19 protein-coding genes are annotated in these 24,721 nt (G+C 69.6%); 5 read left to right on the forward strand and 14 right to left on the reverse strand.

The features are described 5' to 3' along the window. Positions 1 to 4 precede the first annotated feature (4 nt). Positions 5 to 460: a hypothetical protein gene (locus AC07FT_RS03130; RefSeq protein ID WP_479173541.1), complete on the forward strand. Its 456-nt coding sequence runs from the start codon at positions 5 to 7 to the stop codon at positions 458 to 460. Here AC07FT_RS03130 and AC07FT_RS03135 read toward each other — a convergent pair. From AC07FT_RS03135 to AC07FT_RS03195, 13 genes are all read right to left on the reverse strand, one after another. Then, entirely contained in the window at positions 457 to 1,521 is a 1,065-nt protein-coding gene (locus AC07FT_RS03135; RefSeq protein ID WP_479173543.1) for an ABC transporter ATP-binding protein, read from the reverse strand. The genes AC07FT_RS03130 and AC07FT_RS03135 overlap by 4 nt on opposite strands. Then, on the reverse strand, positions 1,514 to 2,515 hold the full coding sequence (locus tag AC07FT_RS03140; protein ID WP_479173545.1) for an ABC transporter ATP-binding protein: 1,002 nt from the start codon (positions 2,513 to 2,515) through the stop codon (positions 1,514 to 1,516). The genes AC07FT_RS03135 and AC07FT_RS03140 overlap by 8 nt, the downstream gene beginning before the upstream one ends. A 29-nt stretch (positions 2,516 to 2,544) precedes the next feature. Beyond that, positions 2,545 to 3,561 carry an ABC transporter permease gene (locus AC07FT_RS03145; protein WP_479173547.1) on the reverse strand — a complete coding sequence of 339 codons (1,017 nt, stop codon included), beginning with the start codon at positions 3,559 to 3,561 and terminating at the stop codon, positions 2,545 to 2,547. Then, the gene (locus tag AC07FT_RS03150) at positions 3,554 to 4,477 is read right to left on the reverse strand and encodes an ABC transporter permease (protein WP_432039706.1); all 924 of its coding nucleotides are present in this window, start codon (positions 4,475 to 4,477) and stop codon (positions 3,554 to 3,556) included. Before AC07FT_RS03150 ends, AC07FT_RS03145 begins: the two co-directional genes overlap by 8 nt. A 2-nt stretch (positions 4,478 to 4,479) precedes the next feature. Beyond that, a complete protein-coding gene (locus AC07FT_RS03155) occupies positions 4,480 to 6,132 on the reverse strand; it encodes a peptide ABC transporter substrate-binding protein (protein ID WP_479173549.1) in 1,653 nt (550 codons plus the stop codon). Between the two features lie 210 nt (positions 6,133 to 6,342). Further along, positions 6,343 to 7,506: an ABC transporter ATP-binding protein gene (locus AC07FT_RS03160; protein WP_435243198.1), complete on the reverse strand. Its 1,164-nt coding sequence runs from the start codon at positions 7,504 to 7,506 to the stop codon at positions 6,343 to 6,345. Beyond that, the gene (locus AC07FT_RS03165) at positions 7,499 to 8,557 is read right to left on the reverse strand and encodes an ABC transporter ATP-binding protein (RefSeq protein ID WP_479173551.1); all 1,059 of its coding nucleotides are present in this window, start codon (positions 8,555 to 8,557) and stop codon (positions 7,499 to 7,501) included. Before AC07FT_RS03165 ends, AC07FT_RS03160 begins: the two co-directional genes overlap by 8 nt. 11 nt (positions 8,558 to 8,568) lie before the next feature. Next, complete coding sequence (locus AC07FT_RS03170; RefSeq protein WP_479173553.1) at positions 8,569 to 9,540, reverse strand: ABC transporter permease; 972 nt, start codon at positions 9,538 to 9,540, stop codon at positions 8,569 to 8,571. Further along, positions 9,533 to 10,459, reverse strand: a complete 927-nt coding sequence (locus AC07FT_RS03175) for an ABC transporter permease (RefSeq protein WP_479173555.1) — start codon at positions 10,457 to 10,459, stop codon at positions 9,533 to 9,535. Before AC07FT_RS03175 ends, AC07FT_RS03170 begins: the two co-directional genes overlap by 8 nt. Positions 10,460 to 10,611: 152 nt before the next feature. Further along, positions 10,612 to 12,255 carry a peptide ABC transporter substrate-binding protein gene (locus AC07FT_RS03180; protein WP_479173557.1) on the reverse strand — a complete coding sequence of 548 codons (1,644 nt, stop codon included), beginning with the start codon at positions 12,253 to 12,255 and terminating at the stop codon, positions 10,612 to 10,614. A 469-nt stretch (positions 12,256 to 12,724) separates the two neighbouring features. Continuing rightward, a complete protein-coding gene (typA, locus tag AC07FT_RS03185) occupies positions 12,725 to 14,620 on the reverse strand; it encodes a translational GTPase TypA (protein ID WP_471194062.1) in 1,896 nt (631 codons plus the stop codon). A gap of 152 nt (positions 14,621 to 14,772) precedes the next feature. Continuing rightward, complete coding sequence (locus AC07FT_RS03190; RefSeq protein ID WP_479173559.1) at positions 14,773 to 15,390, reverse strand: hypothetical protein; 618 nt, start codon at positions 15,388 to 15,390, stop codon at positions 14,773 to 14,775. Positions 15,391 to 15,554: 164 nt separating this feature from the next. Next, complete coding sequence (locus AC07FT_RS03195) at positions 15,555 to 17,624, reverse strand: ABC transporter family substrate-binding protein (RefSeq protein ID WP_479173561.1); 2,070 nt, start codon at positions 17,622 to 17,624, stop codon at positions 15,555 to 15,557. 308 nt (positions 17,625 to 17,932) lie between these two features. Between AC07FT_RS03195 and AC07FT_RS03200 the strand changes: the two genes are divergently transcribed. From AC07FT_RS03200 to AC07FT_RS03215, 4 genes are all read left to right on the forward strand, one after another. Next, positions 17,933 to 18,217: a hypothetical protein gene (locus AC07FT_RS03200; RefSeq protein ID WP_471194069.1), complete on the forward strand. Its 285-nt coding sequence runs from the start codon at positions 17,933 to 17,935 to the stop codon at positions 18,215 to 18,217. A 103-nt stretch (positions 18,218 to 18,320) separates the two neighbouring features. Further along, positions 18,321 to 19,166, forward strand: a complete 846-nt coding sequence (locus AC07FT_RS03205; protein WP_471194071.1) for a hypothetical protein — start codon at positions 18,321 to 18,323, stop codon at positions 19,164 to 19,166. Positions 19,167 to 19,183: 17 nt separating this feature from the next. Beyond that, positions 19,184 to 21,130: a fumarate reductase/succinate dehydrogenase flavoprotein subunit gene (locus tag AC07FT_RS03210; RefSeq protein ID WP_479173564.1), complete on the forward strand. Its 1,947-nt coding sequence runs from the start codon at positions 19,184 to 19,186 to the stop codon at positions 21,128 to 21,130. Then, on the forward strand, positions 21,127 to 21,897 hold the full coding sequence (locus AC07FT_RS03215) for a succinate dehydrogenase/fumarate reductase iron-sulfur subunit (RefSeq protein WP_479173566.1): 771 nt from the start codon (positions 21,127 to 21,129) through the stop codon (positions 21,895 to 21,897). Before AC07FT_RS03210 ends, AC07FT_RS03215 begins: the two co-directional genes overlap by 4 nt. 54 nt (positions 21,898 to 21,951) lie before the next feature. Here the strand turns inward: AC07FT_RS03215 and AC07FT_RS03220 are convergent, their stop codons facing one another. After that, entirely contained in the window at positions 21,952 to 24,654 is a 2,703-nt protein-coding gene (locus AC07FT_RS03220; protein ID WP_479173568.1) for a SpoIIE family protein phosphatase, read from the reverse strand. Between the last annotated feature and the right edge of the window lie 67 nt (positions 24,655 to 24,721).

A 24,721-nucleotide genomic window follows, 5' to 3' on the forward strand; every position in this document is an offset into this window, starting at 1 on the left:
GGGCATGTCGAATGCCGCGTCCCCCGTGTACGAGGAACACTTCACCCGGTCGCCGTTCCAGCTCCTCGGGGGGTACGGCTGGCAGAAGCTGGTGGCCTTCCGAGTGGACGAGGCCGGGGTGCTCCTCGGCGGGGCACCGGCCCGGCATCGGCAGCACACCGCCCGGGTGCCGTGGCAGGACATCGAGTCCGTGGTGATGTGGGCGCATCCGACGGCCGGGACCTCGCCGATGCGGTACGTGGGGGTCGAACGGCGGCCGGGCGCACCGGAGTTGCCCGGACCCAACCGGAACCTCAAGGCGGTGACGGCCGCGACCTTGGCGCCCCATATCGACTACGAGGTGTTCCGGGCGAGCCGGACGCTGGTCCTGTGGCGGGTCGACCGTGCTCGTCTGGAGGCCGCCGTCAACGCCTTCGCCCCGGGCGTCCCGGTCCGGTTCCACCCGGAGCACTGGCGCTAGGCGGGCCCCGGGGTCACCGCGACGCGTTCCTCGGCGAAGTGGCAGGCGGAGGCGTGGGCCACCGGGCCGTCGCCGGCCCGGAACGCCTCCGGGACGGCCAGCGCCGGTACGTCCACCGCACAGCGGTCGCGCGCCTTCCAGCAGCGGGTGCGGAAGCGGCAGCCGGAGGGCGGATCGGCCGGGGAGGGGACGTCGCCGGACAGGAGGATGCGGGTCCGGCGGGCGCGGGCGCCGGGGTCGGGAACGGGGACGGCGGACAGCAGCGCCTGGGTGTAGGGGTGGGTGGGGTGTTCGTAGATCTCGGTGTCGGTGCCGGTCTCCGCGAACCGGCCCAGGTACATCACCGCCACCCGGTCGCAGATGTGCCGGACCACCGACAGGTCATGGGCGATGAAGACGTAGGAGAGGCCGAACTCGTCCTGGAGCCGCTCCATCAGGTTCACCACCTGCGCCTGGACCGAGACGTCGAGCGCGGAGACCGGCTCGTCGGCGACGATGACCTCCGGCCGGAGGGCGAGTCCCCGGGCGATGCCCACGCGCTGGCGCTGGCCGCCGGAGAACTGGTGCGGATAGCGGTTGATGTGCTCGGGGTTGAGGCCGACCACGTCCAGCAGTTCCTGGACCCTGCGGCGCCGGTCGCCCTTGGGCGCCGCCTCGGGGTGGATCTCGAAGGGTTCGCCGACGATGTCACCGACCGTCATCCGGGGGTTGAGCGAGGTGTAGGGGTCCTGGAAGACCATCTGGATATTGCGCCGGACGTGGCTGAGCGCCCGGCCGGAGAGCCGGCTGATGTCCTCGCCGCGGTAGCGGATCGCCCCGGCGGTCGGCCGCTCCAGGTTGACCAGCAGCCGGGCGACGGTGGACTTGCCGCAGCCGGACTCGCCGACGATGCCCAGGGTTTCGCCGCGCCGCAGGTCGAAGGAGACGGTGTCGACCGCCCGGACCGCGCCGATCCGCCGCTTGACCAGGACGCCCCGGGTGAGCGGATAGAGCTTGGCGAGGTCGCGGACCTCGAGAACGGACTCGGCGGATCCGGCCGGTTCCGCGGGCTGTTCAGGCATCGAGTTCGTCCTTCCAGAAGTGGCACGCGCTGGCCCGTCCGGGCGCGGCGGTGTCCGTCACGTCCGGCACCTCGTACAGCGGCGGGCGTTCGGTGCGGCAGATCTCCTGGGCGCGCGGGCAGCGCGGGTGGAACGGGCAGCCGGTGGGGACGGAGAGGAGGCTCGGCGGCAGCCCCTTGATGGCGTAGAGCTCCTTGCCCTTGTGGTCCACGCGCGGGATGGAGTCCAGCAGTCCGCGGGTGTAGGGATGGGCGGGGCGCCGGTAGAGCTCCTGGACCGGCGCGGTCTCCATGATCCGCCCGGCGTACATCACGGCGATGCTGTCCGCGACATCCGCGACCACCCCGAGGTCATGGGTGATCAGGATCAGCCCCATCGCGTACTCACGGCGCAACTCGTCGAGCAGATCCATGACCTGGGCCTGGACGGTGACGTCCAGTGCGGTGGTGGGCTCGTCGGCGATGATCAGCTCCGGCTCCAGGGCGATCGCCATGGCGATCATGATCCGCTGGCGCATCCCGCCGGAGAACTGGTGGGGGTAGTCGTCGGCCCGGGCCTTCGCCGCGGGGATCCGGACCCGGTCCATCAGCTCGACCGCCCGCGCGCGGGCATCCTTGCGGGACATCCCGCGGTGCACCTCGTACATCTCGGCGAGCTGGGCGCCCACCGTCAGCACCGGGTTGAGGGCCGACAGCGCGTCCTGGAAGATCATCGCCATCGCGGCACCGCGTACCGAACGCCGCTCCCGCGGACTCATCGTCAGCAGATCCCGGCCGCGGAAGAGGACCTGACCGCCGGTGACGGAGGCGGGCGGCGAGTCGAGGATGCCCATGACGGCCTGGGCGCTGACCGACTTCCCGGAGCCGGACTCGCCCAGGACGGCCAGCGTCCGGCCCGCGTCCACGGCGTAGCTGACTCCGCCGAGGGCCTCGGCGACGCCGTCCCGGGTGCGGAATTCGACCCGGAGGTCTCGTACGTCCAGCAGCTGGGTCACGATGGCTCCTCGGGCGGGGTGAGAACTCCTCAGCGCAAGCGGGGGTCCAGGGCGTCGCGCACCGCGTCACCGAGCATGATGAAGGCGAGGACGGTGACGCTCAGCGCGCCCGCGGGCCACAGCAGCATGTGCGGGGCGTTACGGATCTGGGCGGAGGCGGAGGAGATGTCGATCCCCCAGGAGACGGTGGGCGGTTTGAGCCCCACCCCGAGGAAGGACAGCGTCGCCTCCAGGGCGATGTAGGTGCCCAGCGCGATGGTCGCCACCACGATGACCGGGGCGACCGCGTTGGGCGCGATATGGCGCAGCAGGGTCCGGCCGCTGCCCGCCCCCAGAGCACGCGCCGCCTGGACGAAGTCGTGCTGTTTGACGGTGACGACCGAACCGCGGGCGATCCGGGAGATCTGCGGCCAGCCCAGCAGCACGATGAAGCCGACCACCGGCCAGACCGAACCGCTCGTCACCACGGACAGGAAGACCAGTCCGCCGAGCAGGATCGGGATGCCGAAGAAGACATCGGCCAGCCGGGAGAGCAGCGCGTCCCACCAGCCGCCGAAGAATCCGGCGAGTCCGCCGAGCACACTGCCGAGCAGGGCGGCCCCGGCGGTGGCGCAGATCCCGACGGTGATGGAGGCGCGGGCGCCGTAGACGGTGCGGGTGTAGACGTCGCGGCCCTGGAGGTCGTAGCCGAAGGGGTGGCCGGGCGCGGGACCCTCCTGCGCCTTGGCCAGGTTGCCCTGGTACGGATTGCCGTCGGCGATCGCCTGCGGCCAGATGGCGATGGTGACCAGGAAGAGGATCACCAGCGCGGAGACGATGAAGACCGGGTTGCGGCGCAGGTCGTGCCAGGCGTCCGACCACAGCCCGCGGCCACCGGGGAGACCGCCGGTCCGGATCGGGCGGCGCCAGGGCAGCCGCCGCCGGGTGCGCGGCGGTCCGCCGCCCCGGAGGGCGTCGGTGCCGGAGGCGGCCATCGGTCCGCCGCCGCCCGCGGCCGGCGCGAGCGCCTCGGTCATGTCGAGCTGCGTCTCATAGGGCTCAGGCATAGCGGATCCTCGGGTCGAGCACGGCGTAGAGGAGGTCGACAAGGAGATTGGCGAGCAGGAAGACGATCACCAGGATGGTGACGAAGCCGACCACGGTCGGTGAGTTCTGGCGCAGGATGCCCTGGTAGAGCTGGTAGCCCACACCATGGATGTTGAAGATCCGCTCGGTGACGATGGCCCCACCCATCAGCGCGCCGATATCGGTGCCGAGGAAGGTCACCACCGGGATCAGCGAGTTGCGCAGCAGATGGCGGGTGACGATCCGGTGGCGGGGCAGCCCCTTGGCGACGGCGGTGCGCACATAGTCGGCGCGGGCGTTCTCCACCACGGAGGTGCGGGTGAGCCGGGTGGTGTACGCGAGCGAGACCAGCCCCAGCACCACACCGGGCAGCAGCAGTTGGGCGAACGGCGCCTCCGGCGACACCGACGGCCGGGCCAGCCCCCACTCCACCCCGAACAGGTACTGGAGCACGGTGCCGCTGACGAAGGTCGGGATGGAGACCACGACCAGGGTGAGCAGCAGCACCGAGGTGTCCAGCCCCCGGCCGCGGCGCAGTCCGCTGAGGACGCCGAGGGTGACGCCGAGCGCCATCTCGAACACCACGGCCACCACGGTCAGCCGCAGGGTGACCGGAAAGGCCCCGGCCATCAGCTCGGTGACCGGCTGCCCGTTGAAGGCGGTGCCGAAGTCCCCGCTGAACACCTGCCCCATGTAGTGGACGTACTGGCTCCACAGCGGTTCGTCGAGGTAGAGGTCCTCGCGGATACGGGCGGCGGTGGCCGGGTCGGGCGCCTTGTCGCCGAAGAGCGCGGCCACCGGGTCGCCGAGCGCATAGACCATGAAGAAGATCAGGAAGGTGCTGCCGATGAACACCGGGACCATCTGCAGCACCCGCCGCAGCACATAGCGGCCCATCCTCAGCTGACCTCGATCTGGTGGTAGACCGGGACGCTGAACTGGTTGAGGACCACATCGCTCAGCCGCTCCGAGTAGCCCGCGCTGCCGTTCTGGTACCACAGCGGAATGGCGGGCATCTGCTCGGCGAGGATCTTCTCCGCGTCCTGGAACGAGGTCACGGCGGCGCCGGTGGCGGAGGCCGCGTTGGCCTGGTTGACCAGCTTGTCGAAGGCGGGGTCGCTCCAGTGGCCGTCGTTGGAGGAGGCGCCGGTGTAGTACAGCGGCTGGAGGAAGTTCTGGATCAGCGGGTAGTCCATCTGCCAGCCCGCCCGGAACGGCCCGGTCATCTGCTTCCCGGCCATCTTGTTGCGGTAGTCGGCGAAGGTGCCGACCGGCCTGCCGACGCACGCCCGGTCGCTGTGCAGCGTGGCGTTGACGCTGTTGCACACCGCGTCCACCCAGTCCTTGTGGGAGCCGGTGTCCGCGTTGTACGTGATGGTCATCCGGCCGCCGGGCAGTCCGCCCGCCGCCTCGATCAGCTTCCGGGCGCGCGCCGGATCGTAGGCGCAGGCGTTCCCGCACAGCCCCGGCCGGTAGCCGCCCTCACGGCGCAGCACCGGGGAGGTCCAGTCGGAGGCGGGGGTACGGGTGTTGCGGAAGATCCGCTCGGTGATCTGCTTCCGGTTGATCGCCATCGAGATGCCGCGCCGCAGCTTGGCCTTGGCGGGGCCGCGCCAGGCGCTGTCGTACATCGGGAAGGTGAGGGTCTGGATGATCCCGGCGGGCTGGTTGATGTAGCGGTTGCCGAGGTCGGCGCGGACGAACTTCAGCTGCTGCGCCGGGACATCGTCCACCAGGTCCAGGTTGCCCGCCTGGAGATCGGTGTAGGCGGTGTTGGAGTCGGTGTAGACGCGCAGGTCGACGCCCTTGTTCCGGGGCTTGTCGGGGCCCTTGTAGTCGTCCCGGGTGCGCAGTTTCATCACCGCGCCCTTGGAGTAGGACGCCACCTCGTACGGTCCGTTGCCGACGGGGCGCTTCAGCCAGGCGGCGTGGTGGGTGAAGAACGCGCGGGGCAGCGGTACGTAGGCGTTGTAGCCGAGCGTCTTGGGCCAGGTGGAGAACTTCTGGGTGAGCCGCACGGTGAAGGTGCGGTCGTCCTTGACCCGCAGCCCGGAGAGGGTTCTCGCGGTGGGGCTGCCGGAGACGGGGTGGACCTTGTCGTACCCCTCGATGTACTCGAAGAAGTAGGCGTTGCGCTGCTTGTTGTCGAGCAGCGCACCGTAGTTCCACGCGTCCACGAAGGACCGGGCGGTCACCTTCTCGCCGTTGGCGAAGCGATGGCCCCGTCTGATGGTGACGGTGTAGTTGCGCTGGTCGGAGGTGGTGATCCGGTCCGCGAGCGCGTCCTTGGCCTCACCCGTCTCCGGGTCGTAGGTCTTCAGCCCGCGGAAGATCATGTCCAGCACCTTGCCGCCCTGGACCTCATTGGTGTTCGCCGGTTCCAGGGGGTTGGGCGGGTCGCCCCAGGAGGAGCGGATGATCCCCGAGCCGGAGCCGCCACTGTCACTCCCGCCGCAGGCCGTGGCGGACAGCGCGACCACGCCCACCAGGGCGCCGGCACATCCGGTGCTCAGCGTGCGACGGATGGGGCTGCGGTGCGGTGCGGTGCGCATGGCGCCTCCCGAGGACCGGTCCAAGATCCGCTATAGGCCCCTATGGCATCCCAGGCCCGGGCGGGTCGCACCTCCACCGCGGCTGTCCGTGGCACCGCCCGAGGAGACCGGGGTCCGGGGTGTCACCCGGACGACGCGAGGGCGCCCGGACCAGGTGGTCCGGACGCCCTCGCGGGGTGTCGCTCGGCGTGGATCAGGCGTGCCCGGCGATCAGGCGTGCACGACGTCCTTCTCCTCGGCGAAGTGGCAGGCCGACTCGTGCGCGGCCGGGGTGTCACTGCCCGCGAACCGCTCCGGGACGGCGAGCAGCGGCACCTCCTTGGCGCACCTGTCCTCCGCCTTCCAGCAGCGGGTGCGGAAGCGGCAGCCGGACGGCGGGTTGGCCGGGGAGGGCACATCACCCGCGAGGATGATCCGCTCCCGGCCCTCACGGGACTCCGGGTCCGGGACCGGGACCGCCGACAGCAGCGCCTGGGTGTAGGGGTGCGTCGGGTGGTCGTAGATCTCGGTGTCGGTGCCGATCTCCGCCATCTTGCCCAGGTACATCACACCGACCCGGTCGGAGATGTGCCGGACGATGGACAGGTCGTGCGCGATGAAGACGTAGGACAGGTTGAACTCGTCCTGGAGCTTCTCCATCAGGTTGATCACCTGCGCCTGGACCGAGACGTCCAGGGCCGAGACCGGCTCGTCACAGATGATGATCTCGGGGTTGAGCGCGAGACCGCGCGCTATCCCGATGCGCTGCCGCTGACCGCCGGAGAACTGGTGCGGATAGCGGTTGATGTACTCCGGGTTCAGACCCACGACGTCCAGCAGTTCCTGGACCTTCCGCCGGCGGTCGCCCTTGGGCGCGACCTCCGGGTGGATCTCGTACGGCTCGCCGATGATGTCGCCCACCGTCATCCGGGGGTTCAGCGAGGTGTACGGGTCCTGGAAGACCATCTGGATGTTGCGGCGCACCGCGCGCAGCGCGCGGCCGGACAGCCTGGTGATGTCCTGGCCCTTGTAGAAGACCTCACCGGCGGTGGCGGTCTCCAGGGTCATCAGCAGCTTGGCGACGGTGGACTTGCCACAGCCGGACTCGCCCACGATGCCCAGGGTCTCGCCCTGGTAGAGGTCGAAGGAGATCCCGTCGACCGCCTTGACCGCGCCGATCTGCCGCTTGAACAGGATGCCCTGGGTCAGCGGGAAGTGCTTGACCAGATTGCGCACCTGGAGGATCGGTTCACCGCGCTCGACCGGCGCCTCGATGGCCTCCACGGCCGCCTCTTCGGTGGCCGCGTCGACCGTCTCCACCTCCGTGACATTGGGGGTGGCGTCCTGGATGTCGTCGGACCGGTCCACGGCCGCTTTCTTCTCGATCTCAGCCATGGAGCGTCTCCTTCCAGAAGTGGCACGCGCTGCCGCGCCCCGGCAGCTCCGTGCCGTCCCGCTCGGTGACCTGGTGCAGGACCGGGATCTCGGTGCCGCAGATGTCCTCCGCCTTGGGGCAGCGCGGGTTGAAGGCGCAGCCCGAGGGAATCTTGAGCAGGTTGGGCGGCAGACCCTTGATCGCGTAGAGCTCCTGGCCCTTGCGGTCGAGACGCGGGATGGAGTCCAGCAGACCCCGGGTGTAGGGGTGGGCCGGGCGCTTGTAGAGCTCGTGCACCGGCGCGGTCTCCACGATGCGGCCGGCGTACATCACCGCGATCTTGTCGGCGACGTCCGCCACCACACCGAGGTCATGGGTGATCAGGACAAGACCCATGTTGTACTCGCGCTGGAGCTCGGCGAGCAGATCCATCACCTGGGCCTGGACCGTGACGTCCAGCGCGGTGGTGGGCTCGTCCGCGATGATCAGGTCCGGCTCCAGGGCCAGTGCCATGGCGATCATGATGCGCTGGCGCATACCGCCGGAGAACTGGTGCGGGTAGTCGCCCACCCGCTCCTTCGCCGCGGGGATGCGGACCCGGTCCATCAGCTCGATGGCCTTGGCCTTGGCCTCCTTCTTGGACAGCCCCTGGTGGACGCGGAACATCTCGCCCAGCTGGTAGCCCACGGAGAGCACCGGGTTGAGGGCCGAGAGCGCGTCCTGGAAGATCATGGCGATCTTCCGGCCGCGGATCTTCCTGCGCTCCTCGTTGGACATGGTGAGCATGTCCTCGCCGCGGTACAGGATCTGGCCCTGCGGGATCTTCCCGGGCGGCATGTCCAGGATGCCCATGATGGCCTGGGCGGTCACCGACTTGCCGGAGCCGGACTCGCCGAGCACGGCGAGCGTCTCACCGGCGCGGACACTGTAGTTGACACCGTTGACGGCCTTGGCCAGGCCCTCCCGGGTGTGGAACTCCACGTGCAGGTCGCGGACTTCCAGCAGCGGGGTGCCGTCGTCGCTCTCCTCCACACGGGAGGTGGCGCTCGTGGTCTTCTCGATGGTGGTCACGTACGCCCTCCTCAGCGCAGCTTGGGGTCGAGGGCGTCGCGCACCGCGTCGCCGAGCGTGATGAATGCGAACACGGTCAGGCTCAGCATCCCGGCCGGGAAGAGCATCACATGCGGGTTGTCCCGGATGGCGTCCTTGGCGTCGGAGATGTCGATGCCCCACGAGATCGTCGGGTCGGCGAGGCCGAGACCCAGGAACGACAGCGTGGCCTCGGCGGAGATGTAGGCGCCGAGCGCGATGGTCGCGACCACGATGGTGGGCGCGAGCGCGTTGGGCAGTACGTGCCGGAACAGGATCCGGGTGGTGCCCGCGCCGAGGGCGCGCGCCGCGGTGACGTAGTCCGCCTGCTTGGCCGTGATCACCGAACTGCGCATCACCCGGGCGATGGTGGTCCAGCCCAGGAAGGCCAGCGCCGCGATCACCACGTAGACCTTGCGCTCGGTGAACGCGTTCAGCACGACCATCGCGCCGAGCAGGAACGGCAGACCGAAGAAGATGTCGACGAGGCGGGAGACGATCGAGTCGACCCAGCCGCCGAAGTATCCGGCCAGCATGCCCACCAGGCCGCCGAAGAGGGTGACCAGCACCGTCACTCCGACGCCGACCATGATCGAGGCGCGGGTGCCGTAGATGACGCGGGCGTAGATGGAGCGGCCCTGCACGTCGTAGCCGAACCAGTCGGCCTGGAAGAAGTGCGTCAGCTCCGGCTTGGTCAGGAAGTGGTTGGTCAGATCTCCGTCGCGCGGGTCGGCACCGGTGAAGAGACCGGGGAACGCCGCGATGACCAGGAGAAGCGTGAGCAGCACCGCCGAGACCCAGAACAGCGGCCGGTGGCGCAGCTCGTACCAGGCGTCTCCCCACAGCGAGCGGGGCTTCCCGGGACCGGAGTCCTTCTTCGGAAGACCCGTGCCGACCGCCGCCGCGTCGGCGTGGGAAGGGGGGCCACCGAGAGCGAGTCCGGTGCCTGTCGTCGGCTCAGACATATCGAATCCTCGGGTCCAGGACCGCGTACAGCAGGTCGACGAGCAGGTTGATCAGCAGGATGACGAGGACCAGGATCGTCACCACACCGACGATCGTGGTCCCCTCCCGCTGTCCGAGCGCCTTGAACAGCAGGTTGCCGACGCCTTGGACGTTGAAGATGCCCTCGGTGACGACCGCACCGCCGACGAGCGTGCCGATGTCGGTGCCGAGGAAGGTGATCACCGGGATCAGCGAGTTGCGCAGCAGGTGGACACCGACGATCCGGCGCCGCGGCAGGCCCTTGGCCAGCGCGGTGCGCATGTAGTCGGCGCGCAGGTTCTCCGCGAAGGTGGTCCGGGTCAGCCGGGCCACATACGCCAGCGACAGCATCGCGAGGACGAAGCCCGGCAGCAGCAGCTGCTGGAGGTCCTCCGAGTCCTGGACGTTGGGCGGCAGCCAGCCGAGTTCATCGGCGAAGATGAACCGCGCGAGGTAGCCCATCACGAAGACAGGCATCGAGATGACGATCAGCGTGAAGATCAGCACGCCGGTGTCGACGGCCTTGCCCGCCTTGAGACCGGCCCAGGCACCCAGCCCGATGCCGATGATCATCTCGATGGTGAGGGCCACCGCCGCGAGACGGAGGGTCACCGGGAAGGCCATGTTCATTTCCTCGGAGACCTCGCGGCCGCCGAAGGTCTTGCCGAAGTCTCCCTGGAAGAGATCGGCCATGTAGTCGATGTATTGCTTCCACAAGGGCTGGTCGAGCCCGAACTCATGGCGCAGGGCCGCGACCTGAGCCGGGTCGGCGGCCTTGTCTCCCCACATCGCCCGGATGGGGTCACCGGGCAGAACGTGGACCATGAGGAAAATCAACAGAGTGGTCCCGATGAAGACCGGGATCATCTGGAGCAGTCGCCTGGCGACGTAGCGCCCCATCATGCCTCCATGCCGTTGGGGGGTGGCGGAGGCCACGGCTCATCTGCTCCACGGGGGTGGGGGGAGAGGGGTCGCGGGCCTCACGCCTGCGGCCGGTGCCGCCGCGCTCCCCGGAGAGAGGATGCGGCGGCACCGGCCGGCGGTCCCGGTAATTACTTCTTCTTCACCTGAACGTCGGTGAAGATCGGGTCGCCGTCCTGACCGTAGGGAATCTTCCCCAGGATCTTGTTGGACTGGCCGCTGTTGACCTTGTAGAACCACAGCGGGATCGCCGGCATGTCGTTGGCGAGGACCTGCTCCGCCTCCTGGTAGAGCTTCACTGTCTCGTCCAGGGTGGGAGCCTTGTCGGCCTTGGTGGAGAGCTTGTCGAACTTGTCGTTCGCGTAACCGCTGGTGTTACCCGCGGCCTTGGAGCCGTACAGGTCCCTCATGAAGTTGGAGTTGACCGGGTAGTCGAGCACCCAGCCACCGCGGTACATGGACTTGACCTGGTGCTTGTCACGCGCGTTCAGGTCGGCCTGGAAGTCGGGCTTGGAGTCGCCCACGCAGTCGACACCGGTGGCCTTGCGGATGCTGTTGCAGACCGCGTCGACCCAGGGCTTGTGGTCCTGGTCGGCGTTGAACTGGATGGAGATCTTGTTGCCCGGGACGCCGCCACCCTCCTTGATGAGGGCCTTGGCCTTCTTCGGGTCGTAGGAGACCTGGTCCTTCAGCGCACCGGCCTTGTAACCCAGCACACCGCGGGCGACGAAGCTGTCGGCCGGGGTACGCGAGCCGTGCAGCACCGTCTTGGTGATGGTGGCACGGTCGATCGCCATGGACAGACCCTGGATGACCTTGGGGTCGATGTCCTTGAACTGGTCGGTGTAGAAGGCCGGGACGATCGACTGGACCGCCGAGTACTCCTCGTCAATCGCGCGCTTGCCCAGGTCCGACTTGTAGTTGGTCAGCGCGGTGGTCGGAACCTGCTCGATCCAGTCGAGGTTGTTCGACCGCAGGTCCGAGTAGGCGGCGTCGGCGGTGGTGTAGTTCTTGAAGTCGATGCCACCGTTCTTGGCCTTGTTCGGGCCCTGGTAGTCATCGTACTTACGGACCTTGATCAGCTTCTTGTGGTCCCAGGAGACGAACTTGTAGGGACCGTTGCCGATCGGCTTCTCGCCGTAGCCCTTGGGGTCCTTGAAGAAACCGCTGGGCAGCGGCGACCACACGTCGTAGCCCAGCTTGTAGGAGAAGTACGAGACCGAGCTGGAGAGCTCGATCTTGAACTCGTTGTCATTGACGATCTTGAGGCCGGACATCTTGTCGGCCTTGGGCTTGCCCTTCTCAGGGTGGACGTCCTCGTAGCCCTTGATGTCCGAGAACCAGCTGGAGTTGGTCTGGTTGTTCTTGACGTTGGCCGACCAGTTCCACGCGTCCACATAGGACTTGGAGGTCACGGCCTCACCGTTGTGGAACTTCCAGCCCGGCTTGAGCTTGACGGTCCAGACGGAGGAGTCCTTGTTGGGAGTCACGGACTCGGCATTGATGTACTGGAGCTTGCCGGTGCCCCGCTCGTAGTCCACGAGCTGGGAGAAGACGGTCCTCAGGACACGGCTGCCCTGGCTCTCCTTGGCGTTTGCCGGCTGCAGCGGGTTCTGCGGCTCGCCCAACTGGGCGGTCAGGATCCCCTTCGGGTCCACCGTCCCCTTGTTCATGTCATTGTCGCCGCTGTCACTGTCGCCGCCGCCACAGGCGGTGGCGGCCAGTGCCACAACCGCCGCCAGTGCGACCCACTTGGCGCTCTTGGCACCGCGCATGGGTATGCCTCCTCAGGAGTCCTCTGCCACTACGAGAGGGGGTGTCCGGAAAGCACGCTGACACCCCTGACAGCGAAAGGGTCCGGAACCCCCCAGATGTGCTCGTAGGCCCGCGCTCCCCACAGCGTGTGACCCATTGACCCGAGCTCAATGGACCCCATGATTGAGCACGCTCGCCCCGTAAACCACACCTTATGGGTCTCGCTTTGGTCACATCATCTACGCGCGGAGCTTCAAAATCCGGACAAAAGCGCCACTGACAGACACACGCGAAACGGACTGTTAACACATCATGCGGAGCCCTCTGGCCGATATCCGGACGCCTTCCCCCGGATAACTTGTTGACCGACACCTTCCTGACATGCCAGCAGCCCGGACCCCTCACGGCTGAGGGAGTCCGGGCTGCCCGGCGGATTCACGGACGCACCCACCCAGCGCTCACGCTGGGTGACGGGCGCCCGCGTACGCGTCAGCGCTTGGCGCGGGAGGCGGCGCGGCCGCGCTCCTTGGCGTCCAGCACCACCTTGCGGATGCGCACCGTCTCCGGGGTCACCTCGACGCACTCGTCGTCGCGGCAGAACTCCAGGGACTGCTCCAGGGAGAGCATCCGCGGCGGCACCAGGGACTCGGTCACATCCGCGGTGGAGGACCGCATGTTGGTGAGCTTCTTCTCCTTGGTGATGTTCACGTCCATGTCGTCGGTGCGGGAGTTCTCACCGACGATCATGCCCTCGTAGACCTCGGTGCCCGGCGAGACGAACAGCACGCCGCGCTCCTGGAGGTTGATCATCGCGAAGGCGGTCACGGCGCCCGAGCGGTCCGCCACCAGGGAGCCGTTGTTCCGGGTCTTGAGCTCGCCGAACCACGGCTCGTGGCCCTCGTGGATGGAGTGGGCGATACCGGTGCCGCGGGTCTGGGTCAGGAACTCGGTACGGAAGCCGATCAGACCGCGGGACGGGACGACGAACTCCATCCGCACCCAGCCGGAGCCGTGGTTGGACATGTTGTCCATCCGGCCCTTGCGGGTGCCCATCAGCTGGGTGACCGCGCCCATGTGCTCCTCGGGCACATCGATGGTGATGCGCTCGACCGGCTCGTGGACCTTGCCCTCGATCTCCCGGGTGACCACCTGCGGCTTGCCGACGGTCAGCTCGAAGCCCTCCCGGCGCATGGTCTCCACCAGGATGGCCAGCGCCAGCTCACCGCGGCCCTGCACCTCCCAGGCGTCCGGGCGGTCGGTGGGGAGCACCCGCAGCGAGACGTTACCGATCAGCTCGCGGTCCAGCCGGTCCTTGACCAGCCGGGCGGTGACCTTGCGGTCCTTCACGGCCGACTTGTCGGCGCCCTTGCCACCGGGGCCACGGCCGACCAGCGGCGAGGAGTTGGTGCCGATGGTCATCGAGATCGCGGGCTCGTCCACGGTGATCAGCGGCAGCGCGATCGGGTTCTCCGGATCGGCCAGCGTCTCGCCGATCATGATGTCCGGGATACCCGCGACGGCGCAGATGTCACCGGGCCCGGCCACCTCGGCGGGCTTGCGGGTGAGCGCCTCGGTCATCATCAGCTCGGTGATGCGGACGTTGGCGATCGAGCCGTCCCGCTTGATCCAGGCGACCGTCTGCCCCTTCTTCAGCTCGCCCTGCTCGACGCGGAGCAGCGCGATACGGCCGAGGAAGTTGTCCGCGTCCAGGTTGGTGACATGGGCCTGGAGCGGCGCGGCGGCGTCGTACTCGGGCGCCGGGACGGTCTCCAGCAGAGTGGTGAAGAAGGGCTGGAGGTTGTCGCTGTCGGCCGGGACGGTGCCGTCCTCGGGCTTGTTCAGCGAGGCCACGCCGTCCCGGGCGCAGGCGTAGACGATCGGGAACTCGATCTGCTCCTCGGTCGCGTCCAGGTCCAGGAAGAGGTCGTACGCCTCGTTGACCACGGCGTCGATCCGGGAGTCCGGGCGGTCCGTCTTGTTGATGCACAGGATGACGGGCAGCTTGGCCTGGAGGGCCTTGCGCAGCACGAAGCGGGTCTGCGGCAGCGGGCCCTCGGAGGCGTCCACCAGCAGGACCACGGCGTCGACCATGGACAGGCCGCGCTCGACCTCACCGCCGAAGTCGGCGTGGCCGGGGGTGTCGATGATGTTGATGGTGACGGGGTCCCCGCCGTCCGCCGGGTGGTACTTCACGGCGGTGTTCTTGGCGAGAATGGTGATCCCCTTCTCGCGCTCCAGGTCGTTGGAGTCCATCACCCGGTCGTCCACCTGCTGGTGGGCGGCGAACGCGCCGGCCTGCTTGAGCATGGCGTCGACCAGGGTCGTCTTGCCGTGGTCGACGTGGGCGACGATGGCGACGTTACGGATGTCGTGACGCGTGGGCATACTTGCGGCGCTTCTCCCGGAATCGTGGATGACGGCGCGCCCGGTCCGGTACGCCCGCCCGCCGGGCAGAACACGCCACGGCCTCACCCCCATGGTAAGGGGACGGCACGGGAACGGTCGCCGCCACCCGTCCCCGGCCGCCCGGCACCAGGTCAGGCCCGGGCCGGATCGCCCTTCCGGCAGCCCAGCCGCGCGACCTCGCTCTCGGCCTCGTCACGGCCCTTCTTCGGGGCGGCTTCGCAGGTGACGATGATCTCCTCGGCGGACTGCCAGGTGACCGTGTGGCCCACCCCCCGCGAGGCGCTGTCGGGGCAGACGTAGCGGAAGTCGGCCTCGATCAGGTCGACCGCCCGGGCGGTGACGTAGAACCCGGTCCTCTCGGCCCGGCGGGACGCGTAGACCCCCGGATCGTCCTCGGTGGCCTTACCGGGCTTCTTCGCCCCGTAGGCCAGGTCGGTGCCGACATGGCGCTCCAGGGAGCGGAGCACCGCCGGGGCGGACACCGCGGGGCCGTCGGCCCGGACGGAGACCCGGTAGCGGGCGACCTCGTCCAGCTCCCTGGTGCTGACCTGCTGTCCCTTGGTGAAGCTGCCGTTGTTCAGATCGGTCACGACCGGGCGCTGGGAGACGTTCAGCCAGCTGTACCCGGGCCGGTCACAGCTCTTCTCCCGGGCGGACGGCTTCTCCTCGGCCCCATCGCCGGAGGTGCATCCGGCCACCGCCGTGACGACCACCGCGATGGCGGCCCCCGTGCGCAGTGCGCGCTTCATTCCCGTTCCCCGTTTCCCCGTGTGGTCACCGTGTCGGCACGGTGGGTCATGATCACGGTCATGGTTCCGCACCGGGAGCGGGCGTCACAAGGGGGTTGAGCGCTTTCCGGGACACGGCGGTCCGCCGGGCCCGGCACGGCGGCCGGGCCCGGCGGACCGGGGGTTCACTTGCGGAAACCGATGTCCTGGTAGCGCGGGGTGACGAAGCCGAAGGCACCGGCGTTCACCACGCCCTTGCGCATCGCCACCAGCTCCGGCCGCTGGTAGAGCGGGACGGAACCGGCCGCCGCCCAGATCCGGGCGTCCGCCCGGCCGACCAGCGACCGCGAGGCGCCGCCGTCCAGCTCGGAGACCGCCTCGTCGAAGAGCTGGTCGATCTGGTCGGTGCCGACCCGGGTGTAGTTCTGCTCGACCACCAGCGAGCCGTCGGCGGCCGGCTGCGGCTTGGCGTAGATCGGACGGCCGTCGGTGGCCGGGTAGGCGGTGGCGGGCCAGGAGTAGAGGGCCAGGTCGTACTTGCCGGAGGCGATGTAGTTGCGGAAGTAGCCCTCGCCCTCGACCTTGGTGATCTCGGTGCGGACACCGATCGCCTCCAGCATCCGCGCGATGCGCTCGCCGACGGCGCGCACCGAGGAGCTGCCGCTGTCCGCGGGGAGGACGAAGCGCAGCACCAGCGGGCGGCCCTTCTTGCGGACCACCGCCGAGTCCGGGAGGTTCCCGGAGCGGCCCGCGTCACCCGCCGCCGGGGAGGCGTCGCCCGCGATGGCGGACGGTGAGGTGGACGGCGCGGCGCCGGCGGTGCCGCTCGCCGACGCCGACGCCGACGCGCCACCGGAGGCGGTGGCGGACGGCGTCCCCGAGCCCGAGTCACTGGGCACCGCGCGCCGGATGCCGAGGTCGTCCGTCTTGCCGTCCAGCTTCTGGGGGCCGGCCGCGTGCCAGCCCGCGTCCGCCAGCAGCGACTGCGCGGCCTCGGTGTCGGAGGCGCCGAGGGCGCCGCTGTGGTCCTTGTATCCCTTCTGCGCCGCCATCAGCAGATGGTTGCCGAGGGGGTCGGCGGGCAGGCCGAGGGGCTTGAGGACCTGCTTCGCCAGTGCCTTGCGGTCGATCGCGCGGGCCACCGCGCGGCGCACCCGCTCATCGGCGAGCGGGCCCTTGGTCCCGTTCAGGGCCAGCTGGGTGTAGGCGGGCTCCAGCGCCTTGCGCAGGGTGAAGCGGCTCAGGGCCATGGTTTCGGCCCGCTTCTTGTCCGAGGCGTTCGCGGCGGCCCAGTCGTGCAGGGCGTCCGCGGCCCGCCCGCCGTCACGGGCCAGGTCCGGCGCGTTGGCCCCGGCGGTGCGGGACGCGGCCCCGGCGGCCCGCTTCTTGCCGGACGGAGCGGTGGCCTGGATCCGGCGGGCGGTGGCCCGGTCGACCTCGGCCAGATCGACCCGGCCGGAGATCAGGGCGTCGGCGCGCTTGTCGGCGGGCACGGTCTGGAAGACCATCCGGCTCAGCCGCGCCCGGTCGCCCCACCAGCGGGGGTTGCGGACCAGGGTGACCGCGTCGGTGGTGACACCGCGGACCATGAAGGGACCGGCGCCGACCGCGAGGCCCTTGTTGGCCGCGGCGTTGAAGACCGCCGGGTTGTCCATCACGCTCTTGGGATAGAGCGGGGTGAACAGCGAGCGCCAGTCGGTGTAGGGCTTGGCGAAGGTGACCTTGACCTCGTGGTCCCCGTCCCCGGGCTCGATCTTGGCGATGCGGTCGTACCCGGCGTTCCGCGCCGTCCAGTACGCGTTCTCCGTACCGCGCAGCGCCTTCCACTGGGCGGCGAAGTCCTCCGCGCTCAGCGGGCGGCCGTCGCTCCAGACGGCCTCGGGGTTGAGCTTGTAGACCACGACCTGCTTGGGCTCGGTCGAGGTGACGTCCGCGTCCTTGAGGAAGTCGGGGTTGCGCTGCGGCTTGCCCCGGGCGTCCAGCGTGTAGAGCGCGGGCAGTACCGCGCCCGCGACCCGCGTGGTGCCGGTGTCGGCGGCCGACTGGAAGGCGTTGAAGGTCTTGGGCGTCGCGTCCAGCGCCCAGCGCAGGGTTCCGGTCCCGGTCGTCCGGGAGCGGGCGGCCGTGGCGATGTCCCGGGAGGCGGGTGGCGGGGCGCCCTCCTCATCGGAGCTGCACCCGGTCAGCGCGACGGGCAGCGGCAGCATCACACCCGCGGCGAGCAGCAAGGCACAGCGGCGCTTGGCGATGGACATGGCGACGAACCTCCGGAGTGTGCCAGATATGTGCGTCTTTGGCGGATTATGACGCTTATCGCATATACTGCTCACTCAAAGCGACGGTTCACGGGACAGCACGCCGGGACGCCCGCGGAGACGGCCATGAGGGGAAAGGATCACCCGTCCGGATCACAACACAGGGCGCGCACTCCGGCGCACGGAGGCGTAATCCCACCGGCGGCGCGGCGAATCGCGACAGATCCCTTCCCAACGACGACTGTGACGGGTAACACTCGCTGTCGCATGACCGTCGCCAACCGCAACCGCGGAAGTGAGGGCAAGTCATGTCCTTGAACGACGACCTGACAAATGTCCAGCGCTGTCTCGATGACCTGGTCCGCTCGGTCAACCGGCTGGAGAAGCAGGTGGGTCCGGGCGGGCTGGAGATACGACGGGTCCGCACCGACGCGGACCACCTCCGCGAGAGCCTCGCCCTGCTGCGCGCCACGGCTCCCCAGGAGCGACCACGCCCCGAAATGGTCCCGGTCCCCGACGCTCCGTACAACAGTGCGCTGTGGTCGGACGTCGACGACGAGGGCCTCGGCGCGCGCGATCGCCACGCTCCCTGAGGACGGCACGGTGCACCGGCCGCCCCTGTGACGGGCGTGCCGGTGCACCGGCACGGGTGCACGACCCCACCGTCCCCCACACCACTCCACCGCGGAGTTCCACTTGGCCACAGGCACCGACCCCCAAGCCACCACGTCCACCGACCGGGAGGCGCCCCCGGGCGGGGTGCACGGCCCGTCCAGGGCCGCCATCCCCTCCCGTCATCTGCGCACCGACCGGTGGTGGCTGGCTCCCGCGGCGACCGCCGCCGGGCTGCTCGCGTTCATCGTCTACTCCACCTGGCGCGCCTTCGCCGGGGACGACTACTACGCAGAGCCGTATGTCTCACCGTTCTACTCGCCCTGTATCGCGCAGAACTGCGTACCGATGAAGGGCGGCGCCAACTGGGAGATCTTCGGCGCGTGGTGGGGCCTCTCCCCCGCCCTGCTGATCCTGATCTTCCCGCTCGGCTTCCGGCTGACCTGCTACTACTACCGCAAGGCGTACTACCGGGGCTTCTGGGCCTCACCACCCGCCTGCGCCGTCGCCGAGCCGCGCTCCCGCTACACCGGAGAGACCCGCTTCCCGCTGATCCTCCAGAACATGCACCGCTACTTCTTCTACTTCGCGCTGATCGTCGCCGGGATCCTCAGCTATGACACGGTGCTCGGCTTCCGCGATGAGCACGGCCGGTGGGGCCATATGGGCCTCGGGACGCTGATCCTGCTCGTCAACATCACGCTGATCTGGGCCTACACCCTCTCCTGCCACTCCTGCCGCCATATCGTCGGCGGCCGGCTCAAGCACTTCTCCCGGCATCCGGTGCGCTACCGGCTCTGGGAAGGGGTCAGCAGGCTCAACGCCCGTCATGCACAGCTGGCCTGGGCGTCCCTGATCAGCGTCGCCGTCGCGGACTTCTATGTCTATCTGCTCGCGAGCGGTGCCTTCGACGATCCGCGCTTTTTCTAGGAGAGGTGCTTCAACCGATGACGCAAGTCGAGCGGCAGGCGTGGGACGTGGTCGTGGTCGGCGCCGGGGGCGCCGGGCTGCGGGCCGCGATCGAGGCCCGGGAACAGGGCATGCGCTGCGCCGTCATCTGCAAGTCGCTGTTCGGCAAGGCCCATACGGTGATGGCCGAGGGCGGTATCGCCGCCAGCATGGGCAATGTCAACGAGGGCGACAACTGGCAGGTGCACTTCCGGGACACCATGCGCGGCGGCAAGTTCCTCAATCACTGGCGGATGGCCGAACTGCACGCCCAGGAGGCCCCGGACCGGGTCTGGGAGCTGGAGACCTGGGGAGCGCTCTTCGACCGCACCGCGGACGGCCGGATCTCCCAGCGGAACTTCGGGGGCCATGAGTACCCCCGGCTGGCCCATGTCGGTGACCGCACCGGCCTGGAGCTGATCCGCACCCTCCAGCAGAAGATCGTCTCCCTCCAGCAGGAGGACAAGGCCGAGACCGGGGACTACGAGTCCCGGCTGAAGGTCTTCCAGGAGTGCACCGTCACCCGGATCCTCAAGGACCGCGAGCGGGTCTGCGGGGTCTTCGGCTACGAACGCGAGTCCGGCCGCTTCTTCGCGATCGACGCCCCGGCCGTGGTGCTGGCCACCGGCGGTATCGGCAAGTCCTTCAAGGTGACCTCCAACTCCTGGGAGTACACCGGCGACGGCCACGCGCTGGCGCTGCTCGCCGGAGCCCCGCTGATCAACATGGAGTTCGTGCAGTTCCACCCGACCGGCATGGTCTGGCCGCCCTCGGTCAAGGGGATCCTCGTCACCGAGTCGGTGCGCGGGGACGGCGGGGTGCTGCGCAACAGCGAGGGCAAGCGGTTCATGTTCGACTACATCCCGGACGTCTTCAAGGAGAAGTACGCACAGTCCGAGGACGAGGGCGACCGCTGGTACGAGGACCCGGACCACAACCGCCGCCCGCCCGAGCTGCTCCCCCGCGACGAGGTGGCCCGCGCCATCAACGCCGAGGTGAAGGCGGGCCGCGGCTCCCCGCACGGCGGGGTCTTCCTGGACGTCTCCACCCGGATGCCGGCCGAGGTGATCAAGCGGCGGCTGCCCTCCATGCACCACCAGTTCAAGGAACTGGCGGACGTGGACATCACCGCCGAGCCCATGGAGGTCGGCCCCACCTGCCACTACGTGATGGGCGGGGTGGACGTCGACCCGGACACCGCGGCGGCCACCGGAGTTCCCGGGCTGTTCGCCGCGGGCGAGGTCGCGGGCGGGATGCACGGCTCCAACCGGCTGGGCGGCAACTCCCTCTCCGACCTGCTGGTCTTCGGACGGCGGGCCGGGCTCTACGCCGCCAAGTACGCCCAGGACAGTGCCCGCTCGGGCCCCCGGGCGGTCCCGGACGAGGCACAGCTGGACCTGGCGGCGGCCGAGGCGCTGCGCCCGTTCAGCGCCGAGGGCGGTGCGGCCGCCGGCTCCGCGGCCCCGGCCGAGAATCCCTACACCCTCCACCAGGAACTCCAGCAGGCGATGAACGACCTGGTGGGGATCATCCGGAAGGCCGGGGAGATGGAGGAGGCGCTGCACCGGCTGTCGGGTCTGCGGACGCGGGCGCGGCGGGCCGGGGTCGAGGGCCACCGACAGTTCAACCCCGGCTGGCACCTGGCGATCGACCTGCGCAACATGCTGCTGGTCAGCGAATGCGTGGCGCGGGCGGCGCTGGAGCGGAGCGAGAGCCGCGGCGGCCACACCCGGGACGACTATCCGCAGATGGACCGCGAGTGGCGGCGGGTCAATCTGGTCTGCCGGCTCTCGGACCCCTCCGGCGGTCTGGCCGCGCCCGACGCGTGCCACGGCCAGATCCGGCTGGACCGCCGGGAGATGCCGCCCATCCGCCCCGATCTGCTCGGCCTGTTCGAGAAGGACGAGCTGATGAAGTACCTGACGGACGAGGAGCTGACCCAGTGAGTGCGTACGAGGCCCGCTTCCGGGTGTGGCGGGGCGATGTGGACGGCGGCGGTCTGAAGGACTTCCAGGTGGAGGTCCATGACGGCGAGGTCGTGCTGGACATCGTGCACCGGCTCCAGGCGACCCAGGCCCCGGACCTGGCCGTCCGCTGGAACTGCAAGGCGGGCAAATGCGGTTCGTGCAGCGCGGAGATCAACGGCCGCCCCCGGCTGATGTGCATGACCCGGATGTCGGTCTTCGAGCGTGACGAGACGATCACCATCACCCCGCTGCGGGCCTTCCCCGTGGTCCGGGACCTGGTGACGGATGTGTCCTTCAACTACGCCAAGGCACGGGAGGTGCCGTCCTTCGTCCCGCCCTCGGACCTCAAACCGGGTGAGTACCGGATGCGGCAGGAGGACGTCGGGCGCTCACAGGAGTTCCGCAAGTGCATCGAGTGCTTCCTGTGCCAGGACACCTGTCATGTGCTGCGTGACTTCGAGCAGAACAAGGAGGCGTTCGCCGGACCGCGCTTCCTGATGCGGGTCTCTGAGCTGGACATGCATCCGCTGGACGCGGCGGCCGACAGCGGGATCGACCGCAAGCGCGGTGCCCAGGAGGACCACGGTCTGGGCTACTGCAACATCACCAAGTGCTGTACGGATGTCTGCCCGGAGGGGATCAAGATCACCGACAACGCGCTGATCCCGCTCAAGGAGCGGGCGGTGGACCGCAAGTACGACCCGCTGGTCTGGCTGGGCAACAAGATCCGCCGCCGGGACGGCTGATCCGCCACCGCCCGTTCGGTGTGACGGTGCGGACCCCCGCGCCGTCACACCGGTTCACCACAGGCTCAGCAGCGCCTCGACCGAGTCCGGTCCGCTGGACCGGCCGTCGGGGAGGGCCAGTTCGAACCAGACCGTCTTGCCGTGCGGGGTGCGCCGGCTGCCCCAGGCGGCGCTGAGCAGCCCCACCAGCTGGAGCCCCCGGCCGCCCTCGTCGGTGTCCCGGGCACGCCGCCGCCGGGGTTGTACCAGTCCGCCGTCCCAGACCTCGCAGACCAGGGTGCGGTCCAGCAGCAGCCGCAGCCGGATCTCCCCCTCGCCGTACCGCAGCGCGTTGGTCACCAGCTCGCTGACCAGCAGCTCGGTGGTGTCCACCAGATCGTCGAGCTGCCAGGACTCCAGTTGCTCCCGGGCCAGTTCCCGGGCGCGGCCGACCGACTGGGGCGCGCTCGGCAGCTTCCAGTCCCCCACCGACTCCTGCGGCAGCCCCTGGACCCGGGCCATCAGCAGCGCGATGTCGTCCTCGCCGTGGTGGGTGTCCAGACCGCTCAGCACGTGGTCGCAGATGTCCTCCAGGGAGCTGTCGGGCACCCGGGTGCCGTCATGCGAGGACAGGGCCGCCCGGAAGTCCTGGAGACCCTCGTCCAGCGGGTGGTCACGGGACTCGACGAGGCCGTCGGTGTAGAGGGCCAGCAGCGCGCCGTCGGGGAGTTCGACCTCGATCTCCTCGAACGGCTCCCCGCCCACCCCCAGCGGCATCCCCGGGGGCACCTCCATCAGCAGCGCGTCCTCGCCGGGTTCGACGAGGACGGGGGGCAGATGTCCGGCGTTGGCGAAGGTGCAGCGGCGGGTGACGGGGTCGTACACCGCGTAGACACAGGTGGCGAGGTAGACCTCGGACAGGTCGGAGGAGTCCTCGGCGCCGGAGCGGGCGCGTGACCCGGAGCGGGCCGGGGTGTGCGAACCGCTGGGCGCGCCGAGCCCACGGGCGATCTCGTCGAGCGCCGAGAGCACCTCGGCGGGCTCCAGGTCCAGCAGCGCCAGGGTGCGGACGGCGGTGCGCAGTTCGCCCATCGCGACGGCGGCGCGCAGCCCCCGGCCCATCACATCGCCGACCACCAGCGCGGTGCGGTGGCCGGGCAGCTCGATGACGTCGAACCAGTCACCGCCGACCTCGGTCGCCGCGTTCCCCGGCAGATAGCGGCAGGCGATATCGAGTCCGGCGGCCTCGGGGTCGCCCGGCGGCAGCAGACTGCGCTGGAGTATCAGGGCCCGTTCGTGCTCCCTGCGGTAGAGCCGGGCGTTGTCGATGCTGACGGCCGCGCGGGCGGCCAGCTCGACGGCGAGGGCGCGGTCCCGCTCGCCGAAGGGCTCACTGCCCTTGGTGCGGGAGAACTGGGCCAGGCCCACCACGGTGTCCCGCGCCACCATCGGTACCACCAGGGTGGACTGGAGCATCGCGCCGAGCTCGGGGCCCTCGCCGCTGTCCCGGCCGGGGACGACCTTGACCTGGGCGGTGCGCAGCACCCCGGCGCACAGGGAGTGGAAGGGGTAGCGGTGGACCTCGCCGACCTGGACGGGCTTGGGCAGTCCGCCGTCGGTGTCGGCGCGGCAGATGTCGCCGAAGGCGACCGGGCCGTCGGAGACCGCGGAGGCGAACGCGACGCGGCGCAGTTCGGCGCTGCCGTCGGCCAGGCCCTGCGGAGTCTCGTCGCCGGACAGCAGCCCCTGGTACAGGTCGACCGAGGCCAGGTCGCAGAACTGGGGGACGGCCACGTCCAGCAGTTCGCGGGCGGTGGTCTCCAGGTCGAGCGAGGTGCCTATTCGGGCGCCCGCCTCGTTGAGCAGCGCCAGATTGCGCCGTACGCCCGCGGCCTCCTGTTCGGCCCGGCGGCGGCGGGTGACGTCGGTGGCGAGTCCGGCGACGCCGATGGGGCGGCCGGAACTGCTGTGCAGCCGGTACAGCGAGACCGACCAGCGGCGCCGGTCGGGGCTGCCGGGCACGGTGCCCACGACCGGCATGTCGGTGAGCGACTTGCCGGTGTCCAGGACCTGGCGCAGGGCGGCGCCGAGCCGCTCGGCCTCACCGCGCGGCAGCAGATCGTGCGCGGTGGCGCCGCGGTAGGCCTCGGCCGGGCGGCCGAAGACCTTGGCGAAGCGCTCATTGACCCGAAGCATGCGGAGATCGGTACCGAAGAGAAAGAAACCGAGCGGAGATTGACCGAAAACGGCCTGTGAAGCGGCAAGGTCGGTTTCCAGGCCGCGGAGCGCGCTCACATCGACCGCGATGCACAGCGCCGAGCGCTCACCGTCCTCGTCCTGAGAGGGCATCACATAGACCTCGGCCACACCGTGCTCATGCGGTGCCCCGGGGTTGCGGTAGGGGACCAGTCCGGTCCACTCCCGGCCATCCAGGATGTCGGCGACCTTGCGGTGGCCGGTGTCGCGCAGCTCGGACGGAACGAACGCGTCCACCGGGTCCCTGCCGATGGCCTGCCGGGCCGTCAGACCCAGCAGCTCCTCGGCCCGCTCGCTCCACTGGGTGATCCGTCCGTCGGCCCCCAGCGCGAAGGAGGCGACACGGATGTAGTCGTAGAGGGATCCGGGGGGACTGCTCTGCCACATGGCCGACATCGACGACATGTGCGATACCGGCGACACCTGGGACACCTGTGTCTCCGGCGACACTTCCGACACCGGCGACACCTGCGAACCAACCGACTCCTCGGGCATCTCAGCCCCCGCTGGCTTCTCGCTCATGCGCCCGTCCCCTCCGGCTCAGGTGCTCCGACCGGCTACAGATAGCCGAGTATCCAGCACCTCGGCC

It is taken from the genome of Streptomyces sp. NPDC045899 (assembly GCF_056431485.1).